Here is a 17,654-nt window from a genome sequence, read left to right on the forward strand (position 1 = left end):
ACGGCGTGTACTATATAGATATAAATTTTATTTTTATAGTAAATAAAAATGTGAAATTTTGATAAAAATTGAAGAAAATGTACTATAAAATATTGACTTTTTAAAATTAGTGACGTATATTTGTTTGTATGAAACCAATAATTGAATATCAAGATTATCACGCTTATCTGAGCGACTACTACGAAGAACGCAAGCGCACTTCGGCATTCTCTTGGCGCGAGTTTGCGAAGATTGCGGGCTTTGTTTCGCCGTCGTACCTCAAGGATGTTTGCTGTGGAAAGACGATCCTCAGCAAAGTGACTATGGGGCGCGTGGCTGCCGCCGTTGGGCTTGCCGGTTATGAAGTGACCTACTTCGAGGCGATGGTCCAATTTGGCAATGCCAAGACGGACGATGCGAAGAAAAAGTTCTTAGAACAAATGCACTCGATCGCCCTTGATCATAAGGTGCGCATTGTCGATAAGGATGCTTTCGAGTATTACGACAGCTGGAAAAATTCTGTTGTGCGAGAACTTGCTCCGATAATGCCCGGTGCGATGCCTGGTGAAATCGCCAAGATGTGCACGCAAGAAATCTCTGCGCTTGAAGTCCGTAAGTCGCTTGCCTTTTTGGAACGCGCCGGGTTCCTCAAGCAAATTGGCGAAAACATTTATGTGCAGACGGAAAAGTCTGTAGAAGGCTCTAGGGAAGGGCTTCCGCTTGCGCTCCGTTCGATGCACCGTGAAATGGGTCATTTGGCGATTGATTCGCTGGATCGCTTTGCGTCAAACGAACGCAACATTACGGGCGTCACGATGGGCATTGACAAAGATGCTTACGAACGCATTGTTCGTGAATTGGACGAATGCCGAAAAAAGATTACCGCGATTGCGGAAGAGTGCAGCAATATCAAACAAGTTTACAGATTGAATTTACAATTGTTCCCTCTTTCTAAAGAGGTTAGCAAAAATGAGGAGGCTAAAGATGAATAGCAAATTTTATGCAGCGTGTGGTGCAATGGCGTTTGGCCTTGCTGCGTGCTCCGGAGAAAACGGAGACATCACGGGAACGTCGACGGAACCGAATCCGATTGCTCTGATTTCGTCTAGTTCGGTGGGCAATCTTTCGTCTAGCTCTTTTGGTAGTCGCACTGTTGACTTGTGGGATCCTCTTGCGGGCGATTACCATTTGAACACGGTTCTTTATGCGGCTCGCTTGTCTGCGAATGAACAGGCGGATGGCCATTGGTTCTGGGAAGCTCGCGGAGCGGACGAAAACGAAGGCGGACAGTCTTCTATTGTATGGCCTGTGGCGTTGGGAAGTGATGCGGACTCCCTGTCTACGGTTATTGACTCGTGCCAAGGCATTTGCGGTATCGCCGATTTGAAAAAGGGATCGATGACTATGCAGCCCTTTGCCGCCGTTGGCTTTGTGATGGCTAGGGATGCTGCTGGTAACCCGACTCCGGTTGATGTCTCTGATTGGAACGGCGTTTGCATCTCGTATACGTCTGATTCGGATGCCTCGCTTGTGCTTGATCTAGGGGACTCGCTTGGAGCGTTATTCTACGATGGCTTTGCCTTCCCGGCTGCGTCGTTGCCGAAAGCGGTTAATCCGGTTACTAAATGCTTTAACTGGAGCTATTTCAAAATACCTTCCTGGAAAAAGGAAAATCCTGATGGCTGGGGACAAAATACTGGCTTGAGGGCCGCTAAGCAATTGGTCGGGCTGATGTTCAGGATCCAAAATGAACCTGGGCAATATAAGTTCGATATCAAGTATTTTGGAACGAAGGCGGACGGTGTGCCGGAAGTAGAAGACCCGGAATCTGCAGGTGGTGCTGGAGTGGTCGATTCGTCAGGTGAGTTTGTACTGTACGGCTATGACGGAGTTTTGTGGACTCCAACTAAAAATCCGGACCGAGTTAAAACATCATATTATGCTGAAAACGTTTGGCCGAAAAATGCCGTGGAAGATGGCCGTTGGTATTGGTCTACGGACGAAGATGTAGGCGGGATGTCGTCTGTAAAATGGCCGGTGGCGCTAGGTGCGGAAAATTCGTTGACTCCGGTTGTCGAATTGTGCAAGGGCGTCTGTGGCGTCGCATCTCTGAAGAAGGACTCTAGCCAGACGGATCCGTATGTGTCGCTCGGCTTTGGAATTGCTAAGGATGCTTCTGGAGAACCGTTGCCTGTTGATATATCGAATTGGAATGCGGTCTGTTTTGAATATTATTCAGAAATACCCATAAGGGTTGAACTGGTTGTGAGCGATACGTCGGATGGCTTGCCGTGGGCGAAATTGCCTAGCTCTCGAATGGCTGTAAAACGATGCTTAGATTGGGGCCATTTCAGGTTGCCTAAGGACAGTATTGCTCCTTATGAAGGTGAAATAAATGACATGAGTGACGTGACCAAGATGATGATGCATGGAAGTTACGAAGCGTCTCGTATTGAAGAAAAAGTGGAAAATGCTGCTAAGCAAACGATTTCTGTAAGGCTGAAGATTCAAGATGAAGTGGACGGTGATTATAGGTTTGGCGTTGGCGCCATCAACATGATGTTTATTGATGAAAATGGTGCGCTCATACGCGATTGGCAAACTGAATGGTAATTTGTTAGGAGGAAAAAGAAAAAGGGCTCGGCGATTGCCGGGCCCTTTCCCCTAAACAACAGGAGATAGGTCTCTCTGTTATTCCCTTGCAGTAAACACTCCAACATGCAAGGGGTTTTAAGTTAGCGGAGCTTGATCTGCTTGACGCTCTTCTGGCTGCCTATCTTGACGATGAGGACTGCAGCGCCACGTGCGCTTGTGCTCAGCTGGACTTCGTTTGCACCAGCGTGTGTGTCGAAGCTCTTTTGAGCGATGACCTGGCCCATGGAGTTCATGAGCATTGCGGTTGCGTGGGTAGCCTTGCTTGCGTTGAATGTGGCGTAAACAGAACCCGGCTGCACGTTCACGAGCATCTTCGGGGCTGCGGTTGTGCTCGGCATGCAGATTCTGCTTGTGCCGCCTGCGATAGCGACGATCTTGCCAGATGCGGTACCTTCAAGCTGCGGTTTCTTATCGAAGTCATCGATGATTTCGGTAGAACCGTCGGCCTTGATGCCCTTGATATAGTCGATCGTGATCGTTCCAGAAACCTGAGTACCGTAGAGGTTGAGACCGATGGCGTTCACGGAAGTGAGGCCTGTGGGTTCAGTGCGGAAATCAGTCCACTTGACCTGGAAAGTCTGGAACGTGGAAACGTCGAGCTGCTGGTCTGCCTGTTCCATGACATTTGCGTCAAACCAGTCCCAGCTGCCGCCGGTCATCATGAAGAAGTCCATGGAGGTCCAGCCGTATTCGCCGCAATCCTTTGCTGCGTTGGTGCAAGGACCTGCAGAAGCGACTTCGCCCTTCATGCTGATTTCGAGACCGACGTACTTGGAGAGATCCTTGGCGGTGCCTGAGAGGTTGATGCGGAGTGTGCCGGTTTCGCTAGAGTCGGATGTTACGCTCTTGTAGGTCACTTCAATGCCCTTGCCGCCTGCGGTTTCAGGAACTTCGTTTTCGTTGACCAAGCTGTCGAGGTTGCTCTTGTTGTTGCCTTCCATGCCGTATGCCTTTTGCAATGCGTTCAAGACATCCGGGTCGAGAATGGAATAGGTGCCCTTTTGGCGGGTGATGATGGTCATGTTGCCATCGTTTTCTGCACCGGTGTCCCAAACGTAAGGAACGATGCCGTTTGCCTTGGCGTTCTTGGCGACTTCACCGTAGAAGAGGGCGCGGCCCTGCAAGTGGAGCTTGAGGTTTGCTGCGTCGGTAATTTGGCCGGTGCGCTTGATGGCGCCGAGTTCACCGATAATCACAGGAATGCCCTTATCGCAGAACATCGTCTTGAGTTCGCCGAATGCCTTTGCAATCTGGTTCGGAGTGCCGAGAGCGGAGTTGTCAATGCTCTTGCTGTAAACGTTCCAGCCCATGTTGTGTTCCTTGTCATTCGTGCTGGAAAGTCCGGTGTAGTAATAATACTGCTTGCCCCAATCTTCGTCGGCGGTCATGAGGGAGTACTGATACGGATAGTAGTGGACTTCGGCCATCATGTAGCCATCGCCAGCCGGGTCGGTCGGCCAGCTCGTGCTGAGCATCGGAGCGTTATCCATTTCGGTACGCGGAGCCTGCACAATCAAGGTACGGGTGTCGTTGTTGCCGCCTGCGCTACGCACAGAAGTGATGAATGCATCGTAGTAGCCCTTCAAAATCTGCATACGGGAGTTGTCGAATGCCCACTGACCGCTTGCGCCCCACGGGTCGTTCACGCCCGGTTCGTTGGCGCCTGCGAAGAGAAGGTGCTCATCGTAGTCCTTGAAGTATGTTGCAATCTGAGACCAGAATGCAGCCTGGCGTGCCTTGACTGTTGCGGAGGAGTTAGCGATGTCGCCGGAACCGCTACGCGGATTGGCGGTGCCTTCGTAAACGCGGTCTTCGAGCCAGCCTTCGTCCCAGTGAGAGTTCAAGACGACGTACATGCCTTCGGCAATGATCATGTCGACGACGTCCTTCACCTGCTTGAGCCAGTCGGCATCGATGGTCGGGCTGGTAAAGTCGGCGGCCTTGCCTACATGCTTGTAGGTGGAATTGTCGGCGGTGCCGCCGTTTGCGGCAATATCCTTGGCAAGAGCGTCAGAATGAGAGTACCAGGCGCAGGGAATACGCACAGTGTTGAAACCGGCTGCCTTGATGGCCTTGATGTAGCCTGCGGTCGGGAGCGGGTTGCCCCATGCTGTCGGATTTTCCGGCACTTCCATGGTGTTGCCGATATTATAACCCATGCCCATCGGTTCGACCAATGCGGTTGCCTTGGGGAGGGCGGCGAATGCTGATGCTGCCATGAGAAGCGAGCTGCATGCGATGCCAAAGGTATTCAATCTCATGTCTAAGACTCCTTGTTGAGACTTGTGATTGGGTGCCTTATTTTGTGAAATTTAAGTGATTTTAGAAATTTTTTGAGAACATACTTGAGCTTTGCTGCCCAATCTCAAACATCCCTTTTTCTCATACACTCAAGAATACACCCGTTGTACGGCTAGTAATATATATGAAAAAGGTTTGAAACGCAACTGAAAAATTATTTACACAGAAATAAATAACAAGTACGTAAGAACAGACGTGGTCTAAATCACATCTGTTTGAGAACTTTTTTTGAGAACATTTGGCGGGCGGGCGAGATTCGCCGCCTTAATGCGCCTCTAACCAGTTTTTGCCGAATCCGACGCTCGCGACGAGTGGAACTTTTAGTTCCATGGCGCCTTCCATTTCGGACTTGACCATGGCAGAAAGTTCTTCGACCTGGTCCTTCGGGCATTCGAACACGAGTTCGTCGTGCACCTGGAGCATCATGCGGAGCGGGAGGTTCTCGTCGTTGATGCGCTTTTGGATGCGGATCATGGCAATCTTGATGAGGTCGGCGGCGCTCCCTTGCACGGGGGTGTTCACTGCCATGCGTTCGGCCATTTGCGATTCCATGCGGTCGGAGCTGTCGATGCCTGCGATGTAGCGGCGGCGGCCGGAAAGCGTTTCGACATAGCCGTCGCGGTGGGCGGCGGCCTTGGTGTCGTCGATGAACTTTTGCACGCCCTGGTACATTTCGAAGTAGCCGTCGATAAAGCTCTTTGCCTGTGCCATCGGAATTTTCAGGTCGCGGGAGAGGCGGAAGGCGGTCATGCCGTAAAGCACGCCGAAGTTCACGACCTTCGCGTCGCGGCGCATGTCGGCGGTCACGTCTTCGAGGCTGACGCGGTTGATGGCGGCTGCCGTGCGGGCGTGGATGTCGATGCCTTCCTTGTAGCTTTCGATGAGCGCTTCGTCTCCGCTCAGGTGGGCGAGCATGCGGAGTTCAATCTGCGAGTAGTCCACCGCGAGAATCACATTGTTCGGGTTCTGCGGAACGAATGCGGCGCGGATTTGCTTGCCGAGTTCGCTGCGGACGGGGATGTTTTGCAAGTTCGGGTCGCGGCTCGAAAGGCGGCCTGTTGCCGTACCCCATTGGATAAAGCTTGTGTGGATGCGCTTGGTGTCCGGGTTCACGAGTGTCGGGAGCACGGAAACGTAGGTGCTCTGCATCTTCTTGAGTTCGCGGTATTCGATGACGGCGAAAACAATCGGGTGTGCGCTGCGGAAGCTGAGTTCTTCGAGGACGGCGGCGTCGGTGCTGCGCTTTTTGATTTCGGGGAGACCGAGCGTGTCAAAGAGCACTTCGCCGAGTTGCTTGGGAGAGCCGATGTTAAATTCGCAACCCGCCATGTCGCAGATTTCTTTTTCGAGCTTTTCGATGCGGTGTTCCAAATCGGTCTGCAATTTCTTGAGAATCTTCGTGTCGACAAATGCACCGACACCTTCCATCTGGTAAAGCACCTTGAGAAGCGGCATTTCCTGGCTGAAGAAGTACTTTTCGTAGTCGTACTTCTGGAGTTTGGCGCGGAGCGGAGCCCAAAGGCGGAGCGTATACACGGCGTCTTCGGCGCCGTATTCGGTCGCGTCCTTGATGGGCGTGCGGTTGAACGTGATTTGGTTCTTGCCGCGTCCGATGAGATTCTCGATCGGAATCATCTCGTGCTGCAAAAGCTGCATGACCTGATTGTCGAGGCCGAGCCCGGTTTGGCCGGGCGAAAGCATCCATGCGGCGATGAGCGTATCGATGATGTTGGCGGAATCGATTTGCTTTTGCGTGAGTCCAAAGGTGCGGGCGAGAACGTGTAAGTCGAATTTGGCGTTGTGGAAAACGAGTGAACGCTTTGCACTGTCGGGATGCTTGGAACCGCTGTCGGAGCTGCCGCCGGGGAGTGTGCAAGAATCGTTCCAGAAATCAACGAACCACTTCTTGGTGGCGTTAAAGTCGAAGTTGCCGCCCTTGCCGGCAGGGTACGGGAAACCGATATCGTCGGTATGGCCGAGCGGGATGTAATAGCCTTTAGGGACGCTTCCATCTTTTGCTGCGGCGGCAAGGCAAAGCCCGACAATGTTGCATTGCATCGGATCCAGTCCGTCGGTTTCTGTGTCGATGCCGATTTCGGTTGCCGCGTCAAATTCCTTTTTCATCTGTACGAAGGTTTCTTCGTTGTCGACGCAGATGTAAGTGGGCGGAATGTCGGCGGGTGGTTCGGCAGGCTCACCAACCTTGTTGTTCTCGGCCCCCGTCGCTGAGTCGTCGGAATCGTCTTTGCGCACAAATCCTGTCTTGCTCGGAACATTTTCGAGCAATCGGATGAGGCTGTTGATTTCGTGTTCCCTGAAAATGCCTTCGAGCGTGTCGCTGTGGATACCGCAGAATTCAAGGGCGTCGAGATTGCCATGGTAGGCGCGCTTTGTCTGTAGCGTTACGAGTTCGCGGCTGAGGAACGCCTGTTCCTTGTTGTTCGCGAGATTGTCGTGCAACCCTTTTTTCTTGATGTTGTCGATGTTTGCGTAAATGTTGTCCATGTCGCCGTATTCGGTCAACAATTGGATGGCTGTTTTCGGACCGACTTTGGGGACGCCCGGAACGTTATCGCTCGAGTCGCCCATGAGGGCTAGATAGTCGCGGATTTTTTCAGGCGGAATGCCGTATTTCTCAAGGACTTGTTGCGGTCCAAAATCGATGCCGTCGGCGCTTTTTTCCAAATGGAAAAGGTGGATCTTGTCGGTTACGATTTGCGACATGTCTTTGTCTTTGCTAATGATAACGACATGGTCGAAACCTGCTTTGACGGCGGCTTCGGCAGCACTTGCCATCACGTCGTCGGCTTCGTAGCCGGGTTCCGACAAAAGCGGAATGCCGCTTGCTTCCAAGGATTCGCAAAGGAGCGGCATCTGCGCTGCCATTTCTTCGGGCATGGGGCCGCGATTGGCCTTGTAGTCTGGGTAAAGTTCGTGGCGGAAAGTCTTTGTGTGCGCGACATCGCGGGCAATCGCAAAATGCGTGGGCTTGTGCTTTGCTAAAATGCGGAGGACTGCGCCCCAGTAGCCGTGCATCATGGAAACGTCTTCGCCCTTGCTGTTGACGAGCGGGTTCTGGCTGTAAGCGTAGAACATGCGGAACGCGAGTGCGAAAGAATCGAGAAGTAATAAAGTCTTTTCTGCCATACTGGGAATGTAGCAATTTGCAAAAAAGAGCCGAGGCGAGGAAAAAGAAATTAAAACGCTTTGTGCAAATTCTTGATGATGTCGCTCGGGAGCATGCTGAATGCGCCGAGTTCTTCGCGCGTAATGCGACCTGCTTTCTGGTGCAAAAGTGCGCCTAGTACGGCTGCTTCGGGAGTTGCCAAACCTTGTGCGAGAAGTGCGACGATGATTCCTGAAAGAACGTCACCGCTCCCGCCCTTTGCCATGCCGGAATTCGCGACAGGAATGATATAAACGTTGCCATCAGGTGCTGCAATGTATGTTGGTGCGCCTTTTAGCAAAATGACTTTATTTGTATTTATGGCGATTTCTCTTAAGCGGCTTGGGATGGCCATGCTACTGTTTGGAAGATCTCCGAAGAGCCTTGCGAATTCTCGCACGTGGGGCGTCAAAATAGCAGGCTGCTGTAAATTGCGCAAGTATTCGGTGACTGCCTGAACTGTCGACTTCTCGTCGTGAAATACCATGCCGCATCTGGGTTCTGCGTCGTCCAACATTGCAATTGCATTTAATGCGTCGGCATCAATGACTGTTGGAGCCTTGAACTGCGGGAGTAAATCGAGAACGGCTCGGACAGTGCCGAGGTTTGTTGAAAGACCGGGCCCGATGGCGATTGCGCTTGCGTGTTTTGCGCGATCCAGTAAAGTTGGAATGTGATGCGGTTGCAAAGTTCCGCGATTCTCGTCGCCTGTTCCGTTTGCTCTATCGTCAAGACTGCAAAAAACGGGTTCTGAAAGTTTCGCCTGGATAATTGGCGTGATTGCTTCCGTCGTCGCTAGCGTGACAAGTCCTGCTCCGCTGCGGAGCGCTGCTTCTGTGCAGAGCGCTGCTGCACCCGGCATGTCCTTGGATCCTGCGATGATAAACGCTGTTCCTTGATGGCGCTTGTCTCCCCATTCGTTTCGCTGGGGCAGAAGTTGCGGAATATAATCTTCTGTGACGAGGTAATTCTTTTCGTCAAATTGCGGAATCAGTTCTGCGGGGTATTTAAGCGGGGCAACTGTGGCTTTCCCGAATGCGGGACCACCTTCTTTTGCGTATGCGTCTAAACGCGGGAACCCGAACAACATTGTTTCTTTGGCATGAATGCAAATGTTGTTGCAAATATGCATCGATGAATCGTAACCGGTTGGTGCGTCTGCCGCAATGACGGGGAGCCCGCTTTCATTTATGATTCGTACGGTTTCTGCAAATTCGGGGCGGAGTGTTCCCTTGGCGCCGTTTCCCAGCATGCCATCGACGATAAGCTGAAATGATTCGTGCAAAAAGCTAGGTGCTTGATTTGCTTTTTCGGTGATTGCCTTGGAATCGACGAGAGAACCGCCGACCTGTAGAAAATCGTCAAGCGCCAATTTGGCTTCGTTCTTGAATTTGCTTTCTGGCGCGAGACTAAAGACGGAACTCTTGATTCCTGCCTGCAAAAGATGCTTGGCAAGTACAAGCCCGTCACCGCCGTTGTTCCCGCCACCTATGAAAATGGCAACGGGCTTTGTGTAATGACAGACTGGGGCTTCTGCTATTTTGCATTGAACAAACTTGAATAGCGCAAGCCCAGCCTCTTGCATTAACGTGTATCCGCTTTGGATGATGTCTTTTTCAGAAGGCTCGCTCGTTGTCTTTTTTGCTAAAAAGATTTTAGACGCGGCATCTAGGCCACGCATGCTTTCGGTAGAAAGTACCGGCTGTAAATTTAAAGACTGGAGCGAGCGCATTTTTAACTTAGTTGAACCAATAGGTGACGCCGAACTTGAACATCATCGTGTGGGCGCCGTTTAAATGAATCGTAGACCACTTGATGTTGCCTTTGACTTCGCCACTTTCTTTGTCGTAATCTTTAGGATCGATATCGTATTTGTACTTAACGTCTGGGAATACTTCGTTGAAGCCCATGTACCAACGGAATCCAACGCTTAAATTGTCCAAAATGTTGTAGCCTGCACCGATGTTGAGGCCGAATTCAACGGGCGATTGTTCGATTTTGTCAAAATTGGAGTTGCCGTCAATGGGGTAATCGCCGCTGGTGTTGATGGAAAGCTGCGGACCGACTTCCAAGAAGAATTTGCTCGTGATTGAGCCGCGCATGTAGAACGCGAAGTCAAGGAACATCTGGTTATAGCATCTTTCAAAATCTTCATCGTCATGGCTGAGGTTGAAAAAGCGGAAAGCGATTTCTGGAGAGAACTGAAGACCTTCAATCATGTTGAAGCTTGCTGCGATGCCGAATTCTCCACCAAAGCCGCTCGGGGAATCCAAATCGTCTTCCTTGAGTTCTTTAAATCCCCAAAAATAACCGTAAATGAAGGAGGCTTTTGCTCCGATGCTGATGGGGTTCTTCTTTTTCAAGGTGGGGGCGGGCTGTTCGTCGATGGGCATGGCTTCGTTGTTTTGGGCTTCGGAAGCTACTGCCTGCTGGGTGGCTTCTTGAGCCGGGACGGCTTGCTGTGTGTACTCAGTAGCCTGATCTGCCGGCTGTGCGGTTGCGATTGCCGTGGCGCAGAGGGCGGTCAAGAGACCTGCTGCAAATTTCTTCATAAAAACTCCTTTGAAATGCGATCCTTTTTAATGGACCCCTAACTTGTAATGAAAATATAATAAAGAAGGCTTGGCGTTATTGTCGTAATGGTCGCTAATGAGTCTTTTTGGAGGAAATAACCCCTTGCCGTATTTTATGAAAATATGTATATATGAATTGTTGTTCATGTATTTAAACTATTAAAACAGGTATAAATATGCATAAAGAACCGAATACGCAAAATATTTCGCTCGATACGCTTTTTGAACTGTCTGAATTCTTCAAGTTCTTTGGCGATACGACGCGCATTCGCGTGATTCATTTGTTGCTTTCGGGCGAGATGTCTGTGAGTGCCATTGCCGAAAAGCTGAACCTTGAACAGTCCGTGGTGAGCCACCAGTTGCGCATTCTGCGCACGGCGAATCTTGTGAAGCCGACTCGTGACGGTCGCAAGATTTATTACTCGCTCGATGACGAGCATATCGGCGAAATTTTCAATACGGGTCTTGCTCACATTTTGCATAAGAAGAAGGGCTAAAAATGAACTATGTTACTGATTTTGTCTGGGAGTTTATCACGCTTTTTTCGGAGATGGCTCCGTTTTTGTTGCTTGGCTTTTTGCTCGCGGGAATTTTGCATGTTTGGGTGCCGAATCATTTGTATGTGCCTAAAATTGCAAAGTCGAATTTTGCATCGGTGCTTTGGGCGGCAATTTTTGGCGTTCCGCTTCCGATTTGTAGCTGCGGCGTGATTCCGACTTCGATTGCAATCCGCAAGGAAGGCGCAAGCAAGGGCGCTAGCGTGAGTTTCTTGATTTCGACTCCTGCGACGGGAGTAGATTCCATCTTGGCGACTTATTCGTTGCTGGGACTCCCGTTCGCTATTTTGCGTCCGGTGGCAGCGTTTGTAACGGCTTTGTTTGGCGGTGTGCTGACGAATTTTGCAACTCGCGGAGAAATTGATCTCGGCGAATCTGCGGGGAATGCTGCTGTGGGTGCGCATGGCGATTCGGCAAAACACGAACATCATCATGAACACCATCATGACCACGATGATGACGATCATTGCGAATGTGGCGACCATCATCACGACCACGAACATTGCGGTTGTTGCTGTGACGATGACCATGAACACTGTGAATGCGGCGGCCCTTCGGCAGGCTCAGGGACCTTCACGGGAAAGATTAAAGAGACGTTCCGCTATGGCCTTGTGAACATGGTGGGCGATGTGAGCAAGTGGCTCATGATTGGCCTTGTGCTTGGTGCGCTGATTTCTGCATTTGTTCCGAATGAACTGTTCCTTGCACTGCGTGAATACCCGATTCTTTGCATGGTTTGTGTGTTGCTTTTGGCAATGCCGATGTACACGTGCGCTACGGGATCCATCCCGCTTGCACTTGCGCTTGTGGCAAAGGGAATTACTCCGGGTGCTGCTCTTGTGCTTTTGATGGCTGGACCTGCAACGAGTATCGCTTCGATGCTTGTGGTCGGTAAGGCTTTTGGCAAGCGTACGCTCGCTGCTTACTTGTTCTCGATTGCGTTTGGTGCGATGTTCTTTGGCTTTATCGTCGATACGTTCTTTATGGATACGTTCCTCTCGGCGATGCTCCCGCAAGGTGCTGCGGATTGTCATGGGCACGAGGCTTTAGGCGTGTTCGATTACGTTTGCGCTGGACTCTTGGCTGCATTCATGTTGTATGCAAAGTTTGCGCACAAGGGCTGTGACGGTCATTGCGGCTGTGGTTGCGGTTGCGGAGATTCTTGCAAGTGCGCTGACTCTTGCGAGGACGATCACGATCATGACCATTGCGAATGCGGCGAATCTTGTGGATGCCATGAACACGGCGAACATGACCATCATCACGGCGCTTCGGCAGGCTCAGCGACCTTGGCGCATTCCGAGCCTGTCTCTAAAACGTATCGCGTGAACGGCATGAATTGCAGCCACTGCAAAGCGTGCGTCGAAAAAGCGGTTCGCCCGCTTGATGGAGTTGTATTTGCCGAAGCCGATGTCGCGAGCAAGTCGTTGCACGTGGAATGGCACGACGATGATGATATCGACATGGACTCTTTAAAGACCGCCGTCGAAGAAGCTGGCTTTGAATTTGCCGGCGAGGTTTAAACTTCGCCGATTCTAGCAAGCTTTAACAATGGCATTCCGGCTTCTCGGCTTTCGTCAAGATTGACCGTGAAATCAATGCTCCAGTCGTTGAATCCTTCTTCGTCCTGGAGCATTTGCTGTATCTGCATAATGTTCCCTTCGTACGTGACGATGGTATGGCTGAGAGCGCGACCTTCCACGTCCATGCGGAACTTGTGATGCTCGGCAGTGTAGGCGGCCATCGTTTCGATGAGCCGTTTTTCTGTCCACGGGGTACCTTCATCATCCGCTAAAAGTTCGCCTTCGGCAAGGTCGTCGGCGAGGCTGTCCAGAACATCCGAAAAGTCCTGCTTTTGCAAACTCATCATAATCTGGAAAATGCGCTGGCGAACCATGTTGAGGAAACGCTTCTTGTCATAAGTGATGTCAGCGGCAGCCTTGTCTGCACCGAAAGCCTTTTCGACTTCGTCTTCGGAAGCGCCTTCGTCCAAGCGCTTCTGGTAATCTTCCGGGTGCGCCATCTTTTCCCATTCTTCGAGCAAACTGGAGTCCACGCGGCGGATCATTTCGCCGAGGTAGTCCTGCATTTCCAAGAGTTCTTCGTTCTTGTAGCCGTCAGGCACGGTCTGCGAAAGCACTTTGTAAACGCCGTTTAAATGGCGAAGCAAAATCGCTTCCATGCGCTGCAAGTTGTACTGCTTCACATAACCGCTAAATGTCGTGAAATTCTCGAACATCTCGCGCACAATGGACTTGGGTTCAATGTTTTCGTCCACCCACGGATGAATGTCGGCAAAAGCATCGAACGTGTCGTAAATAAAATCACGCAGCGGTTTCGGGTATTCGACTTTTTCAAGCTCTTCGAGGCGCTGGTTGTATTCCATGCCTTGCGCCTTGAGTTCGTTCATGCGGGCATCGCGAGCCTTGCTCTGCTGGATGCGTAAAATGGCATCGGGATTCTCGAGGATGCTTTCGCACAAGGTAATCACATCGAGCGCGTATTCCGGCGAATCTTTGTCGAGCTTCGGAAGTGTGTCGAGCAGGTACAGCGAAAGCGGCTGGTTCATGGAAAAGTCATCTTGCAAATCCATGTTCACGCGCAAGTGGCTGTAACCCGGCGCTACAGCGGGCACGAATTCGATAATCTTTTTTTCGACGAGACTCCTGAACAGCAAAAATGCGCGGTGCTGCAATTGCTTCTTGCTGGCAGCACTTTCGTGGCAATCCTTGAGGAGTGCTCGCATAGCGCGGCAACCGTCCGTCGGGCGGCTCAAGATGTTCAAAAGCATTCCGTGGTTCACCTGGAAGCTTGATGTCAGCGGTTCCGGTGCGGATTCAATCAAACGCTTGAACGTGTTTTCGTCAAACGGAATGTAACCGTGCTCAGGCGGTTTCCTCTTCTGGAATTTTTTGCCTGTCGTACGCGACTTCGCTTCGAGTTTCAGATTTTCGATGACATGCTCTGGCGCTTGTGCGACCACGTAGCCGACATTGTCAAAACCTTTACGGCCTGCGCGGCCTGCAATCTGGTGAAAGTCGCGAGCGGTCAAAATGGCGGTCTTGTCGCCGCTGTACTTGCAGAGCTGTGTGAAAAGGACTGTGCGGATTGGAACGTTCACGCCCACGCCGAGCGTGTCTGTGCCGCAAATGACCTTGAGCAAACCTTGCTGGGCGAGCTTTTCGCAAAGAATGCGGTACTTCGGCAAAAGCCCTGCGTGGTGGAGTCCGATGCCCTGCTTGAGCCAACGCTTGACATCCGGACCATACGGGCTTGCAAAACGGACTTCCTTAATCGCCTCGTTAATCTTGACTTTTTCTTCTTTGGTGCAGAGGTCAAGACTCATAAAGTTTTGCGCATTGCTTGCCGCTGCGGCCTGCGTGAAGTGAACAACGTAAACAGGAGCCTTTCCCTCGTTCACAAGCTTTTGCACTTCGGTCGAAATTTCGGTGGTGCTGTAGCTAAAGTCGAGCGGCACCGGGCGTTGCGTGGAACGGACCGTCACGGACTCGCGGCCCGTGTGCTTGGTCATGTCGCGTTCGAAAAATTCTGTAGCGCCAACGGTAGCACTCATCAAGAGGAATCTCGATTGCGGGAGTGTCAAAAGCGGAACTTGCCAAGCGACACCGCGTTCCTTGTCGCTGTAATAATGGAACTCGTCCATCACGATGTCTGTGATGGTGAGCGTTTCGCCTTCGCAGAGCGCCATGTTCGAAAGAATTTCGGCCGTGCAGCAGATGATAGGGGCGTCGCGGTTGACGGTTGCATCACCGGTCGAAAGCCCGACGTTTTCGGCGCCGAATTCCTTGCAGAGCGCCATCCACTTTTCGTTCACGAGCGCCTTGATGGGGCAGGTATAAACGCTACGGCGGTTGTGTACAAGGCTATCGAAATGGAGCGCCAATGCGACCATGGACTTACCGCTACCCGTCGGCGTATTGAGGATGACATTCTTGCCGTCCAAAAGTTCCAAAATGGCTTCTTCTTGCGCTGGGTACAACGTTGTCCCACGGGCTTCTGCCCACGCCATAAATTGTTCCAAAACGTCTTCGGACGAAATGTCGGAACGGTGTCCATTGAACTTTTCAATCAGTTCATTCAAAAATTCTTTAAGAATCCGCTTGTTTTGCTCTGCCATAATGGCTCAAAGATAATATTAATCGTAAGAAGTTTTCTATTTTCGAATGTAAGGAGATTTGTTATGAAAGGAATCGTACTTGCTGGGGGATCCGGCACTCGTCTGTATCCGCTTACGATGGTCACATCGAAGCAGCTTTTGCCGGTCTATGACAAGCCGATGATTTATTACCCGCTCTCGACTTTGATGTTGGCGGGCATTCGTGACATTCTCATTATCTCGACTCCCACGGATTTGCCGAACTTTGAACGTTTGCTTGGTGACGGCTCTGCGATGGGGCTCAACTTGAGTTACAAGGTGCAGCCAAGCCCAGATGGACTTGCCCAGGCTTTCATTTTGGGCGAAGAATTCATTGGCGACGATTGCTGCGCGATGGTTCTCGGCGATAACATCTTCTACGGAAACGGCTTTAGCCAGCTTTTGAAGGCTGCCGTTAAAAATGCCGAAGAAAACGGCCGTGCAAGCGTGTTCGGTTATTACGTCGAAGACCCGGAACGTTTTGGCGTTGTGGAATTTGACGACCAGGGCAAGGTAATTTCTGTCGAAGAAAAGCCGAAGGAACCGAAGAGCAATTACGCCATTACTGGCCTTTACTTCTATGACAACCGCGTGGCTGGATTTGCCAAGGTGCAAAAACCGAGTGCTCGTGGCGAACTTGAAATTACTGACCTCAACAAGACGTATCTCGACAAGGGCGAACTCGACGTGAAACTCCTCGGTCGTGGTTTTGCTTGGCTTGATACCGGCACGATGGATAGCCTCATCGAAGCGGGCGAGTTCGTGAAGATGGTCGAAAACCGCCAGGGTATCCAGATTTCTGCCGTTGAAGAAATTGCATATAAGAACGGCTGGATTAGCAAAGAAAAACTTTTGGAATCTGCTGCAAAGTACGGCAAGTCGCCTTACGGCCAGCATCTCAAGAAGGTCGCCGAAGGAAAGATTCACTACTAATTTGTCGACATCGTTGTTCTAGTTGCTTTTGAGCTCGGCTTTGCGGCCGGGCGTGACTCAGGCAGTTTGGCCTCACATGGGGCGCTTGCTTGGACCGCTTTGGTCCGAGGATAGGCGCATCAACTACTACTCTTGCGCGAACGAAATCTCTAGCAATGCGTATGCCTACGACCATTCAACAACCGCCTTGGAAGGTATTGGAGTCTTTGTCCACGAGTTTAGCCATCTCCTTGGCTTGATGGACTGGTATGATTCAGGTAAAAATAGTGGCCGTGAATCCGCTGGCTATTGGAGCGTTATGGCGTATGGGGATAACCTTTGCCCCAGCAATTCCGATCGCGTGACTTGCTGTGCTCCAGTGCTTTATTCGACATTCGAAAAAATGTCGATGGGCTGGCTCACTCCTGTGGAACTCGGGGAAAGCGGGCCGTTGCGTTTGGATAAGATTGACGAAAATGTGGCTTATAGCGTTACGAATCCGAACAATCCTGATGAGGCGTATTACCTTGAATATCGTTCGAAAAAAGGGTGGGATGTCGATCTCCCGAATTCAGGAATGTTGATATGGCATATTGATTATGATGCAAGTGTTTGGAGCGACAATGAAATTAATTCTAATGGCGACCACATGCATGCGGATGTTATTGAGGCCGTTCCCAGAACGAGTGGGTACGGCTCGTCGAGTGACCCTTTCCCGGGTAGTGGCAAGGTGACGGAATTCAACAAGTTCGTTTTTTGGGATGGAAAGAATGCGAATATCGCACTTTCGAGCATCAAGGAATCCGGAGACCATGAATATGTTCTGTTTAATGTCTGTATGAACGCCTCGACTTGCCCGACGATTGAATGGTCCAGCTCTTCTGTGAAATCGTCTTCTTCCGAAGAAGTTGAATCTAGCTCCAGTGAAGCTCTTGTGGGCATTTCGACGAAAATTGTGGCTCAGGGAGTCCGCGTAAGCGCGAAAAACGGGTCCATTTATGTCTATGCCCCGCAAAAAGGCCGGAAAATTGTCAGAGTATTCTCGCCGATCGGTAGTCTGTTGCTCGAAAGAGCGATGGATGGCTCCGAAATGGTTGTAAATGACGAAATTCTTGGAAAAATGGGCTTGATTTTGTCTGTAAGTCAAGGAAATAATGCCTTGTTTACGGGGACTATTGATATGCGCTAGCGATACCACCCTAGAAATAAGTTTTCTGTCATTTGATTTGAAGAACTCGGCTTGCTTGCTGGGTTCTTTTTGTTAAAACTATAAAATCTATGAATTTATTGTGATTTTGTTTAGCTTGTATACTCTTTTGTAAGTAAAAGTTATTTTGTTAAAATAATTTATCTAA

General features: G+C 50.7%; 11 protein-coding genes. 6 read left to right on the forward strand and 5 right to left on the reverse strand.

Translation table 11 applies throughout. The annotated features are described in order from the left end of the window. Nucleotides 1–128: 128 nt before the first annotated feature. The gene (locus CRN95_RS13235) at nucleotides 129–971 is read left to right on the forward strand and encodes a TIGR02147 family protein (protein WP_097021188.1); all 843 of its coding nucleotides are present in this window, start codon (nucleotides 129–131) and stop codon (nucleotides 969–971) included. Beyond that, nucleotides 964–2,592 (forward strand): hypothetical protein, encoded by a 1,629-nt coding sequence (locus CRN95_RS13240; protein WP_097021189.1) that lies wholly within the window; start codon nucleotides 964–966, stop codon nucleotides 2,590–2,592. The genes CRN95_RS13235 and CRN95_RS13240 overlap by 8 nt, the downstream gene beginning before the upstream one ends. Before the next feature lie 122 nt (nucleotides 2,593–2,714). On the opposite strand, the gene CRN95_RS13245 is transcribed toward CRN95_RS13240, so the two are convergent. From CRN95_RS13245 to CRN95_RS13260, 4 genes are all read right to left on the reverse strand, one after another. Beyond that, the gene (locus CRN95_RS13245; protein WP_097021190.1) at nucleotides 2,715–4,895 is read right to left on the reverse strand and encodes a glycoside hydrolase family 5 protein; all 2,181 of its coding nucleotides are present in this window, start codon (nucleotides 4,893–4,895) and stop codon (nucleotides 2,715–2,717) included. 304 nt (nucleotides 4,896–5,199) lie between these two features. After that, on the reverse strand, nucleotides 5,200–8,082 hold the full coding sequence (gene polA / locus CRN95_RS13250; RefSeq protein WP_097021191.1) for a DNA polymerase I: 2,883 nt from the start codon (nucleotides 8,080–8,082) through the stop codon (nucleotides 5,200–5,202). Nucleotides 8,083–8,132: 50 nt separating this feature from the next. After that, nucleotides 8,133–9,833, reverse strand: coding sequence for an NAD(P)H-hydrate dehydratase (locus CRN95_RS13255; RefSeq protein ID WP_088630829.1), 1,701 nt, complete (start codon nucleotides 9,831–9,833; stop codon nucleotides 8,133–8,135). 7 nt (nucleotides 9,834–9,840) lie between these two features. Next, on the reverse strand, nucleotides 9,841–10,653 hold the full coding sequence (locus CRN95_RS13260) for a porin family protein (RefSeq protein ID WP_088630830.1): 813 nt from the start codon (nucleotides 10,651–10,653) through the stop codon (nucleotides 9,841–9,843). 197 nt (nucleotides 10,654–10,850) lie between these two features. On the opposite strand from CRN95_RS13260, the gene CRN95_RS13265 reads away from it, so the two are divergent. Continuing rightward, entirely contained in the window at nucleotides 10,851–11,171 is a 321-nt protein-coding gene (locus tag CRN95_RS13265; RefSeq protein ID WP_088630831.1) for a helix-turn-helix transcriptional regulator, read from the forward strand. 2 nt (nucleotides 11,172–11,173) lie between these two features. After that, nucleotides 11,174–12,754, forward strand: a complete 1,581-nt coding sequence (locus CRN95_RS13270) for an SO_0444 family Cu/Zn efflux transporter (protein ID WP_088630832.1) — start codon at nucleotides 11,174–11,176, stop codon at nucleotides 12,752–12,754. Here CRN95_RS13270 and CRN95_RS13275 read toward each other — a convergent pair. After that, nucleotides 12,751–15,369 carry an RNA helicase gene (locus tag CRN95_RS13275; RefSeq protein ID WP_088630833.1) on the reverse strand — a complete coding sequence of 873 codons (2,619 nt, stop codon included), beginning with the start codon at nucleotides 15,367–15,369 and terminating at the stop codon, nucleotides 12,751–12,753. The genes CRN95_RS13270 and CRN95_RS13275 overlap by 4 nt on opposite strands. Before the next feature lie 63 nt (nucleotides 15,370–15,432). Here CRN95_RS13275 and rfbA point away from each other — a divergent pair, with 63 nt between their 5' ends. Beyond that, a complete protein-coding gene (gene rfbA / locus CRN95_RS13280; RefSeq protein ID WP_088630834.1) occupies nucleotides 15,433–16,320 on the forward strand; it encodes a glucose-1-phosphate thymidylyltransferase RfbA in 888 nt (295 codons plus the stop codon). 52 nt (nucleotides 16,321–16,372) lie between these two features. Next, nucleotides 16,373–17,488: an immune inhibitor A domain-containing protein gene (locus CRN95_RS13285; RefSeq protein ID WP_141099870.1), complete on the forward strand. Its 1,116-nt coding sequence runs from the start codon at nucleotides 16,373–16,375 to the stop codon at nucleotides 17,486–17,488. Nucleotides 17,489–17,654: the final 166 nt, after the last annotated feature.

Origin of the sequence: Fibrobacter sp. UWB16, assembly GCF_900215325.1 — a bacterium.
Lineage (GTDB): Bacteria > Fibrobacterota > Fibrobacteria > Fibrobacterales > Fibrobacteraceae > Fibrobacter.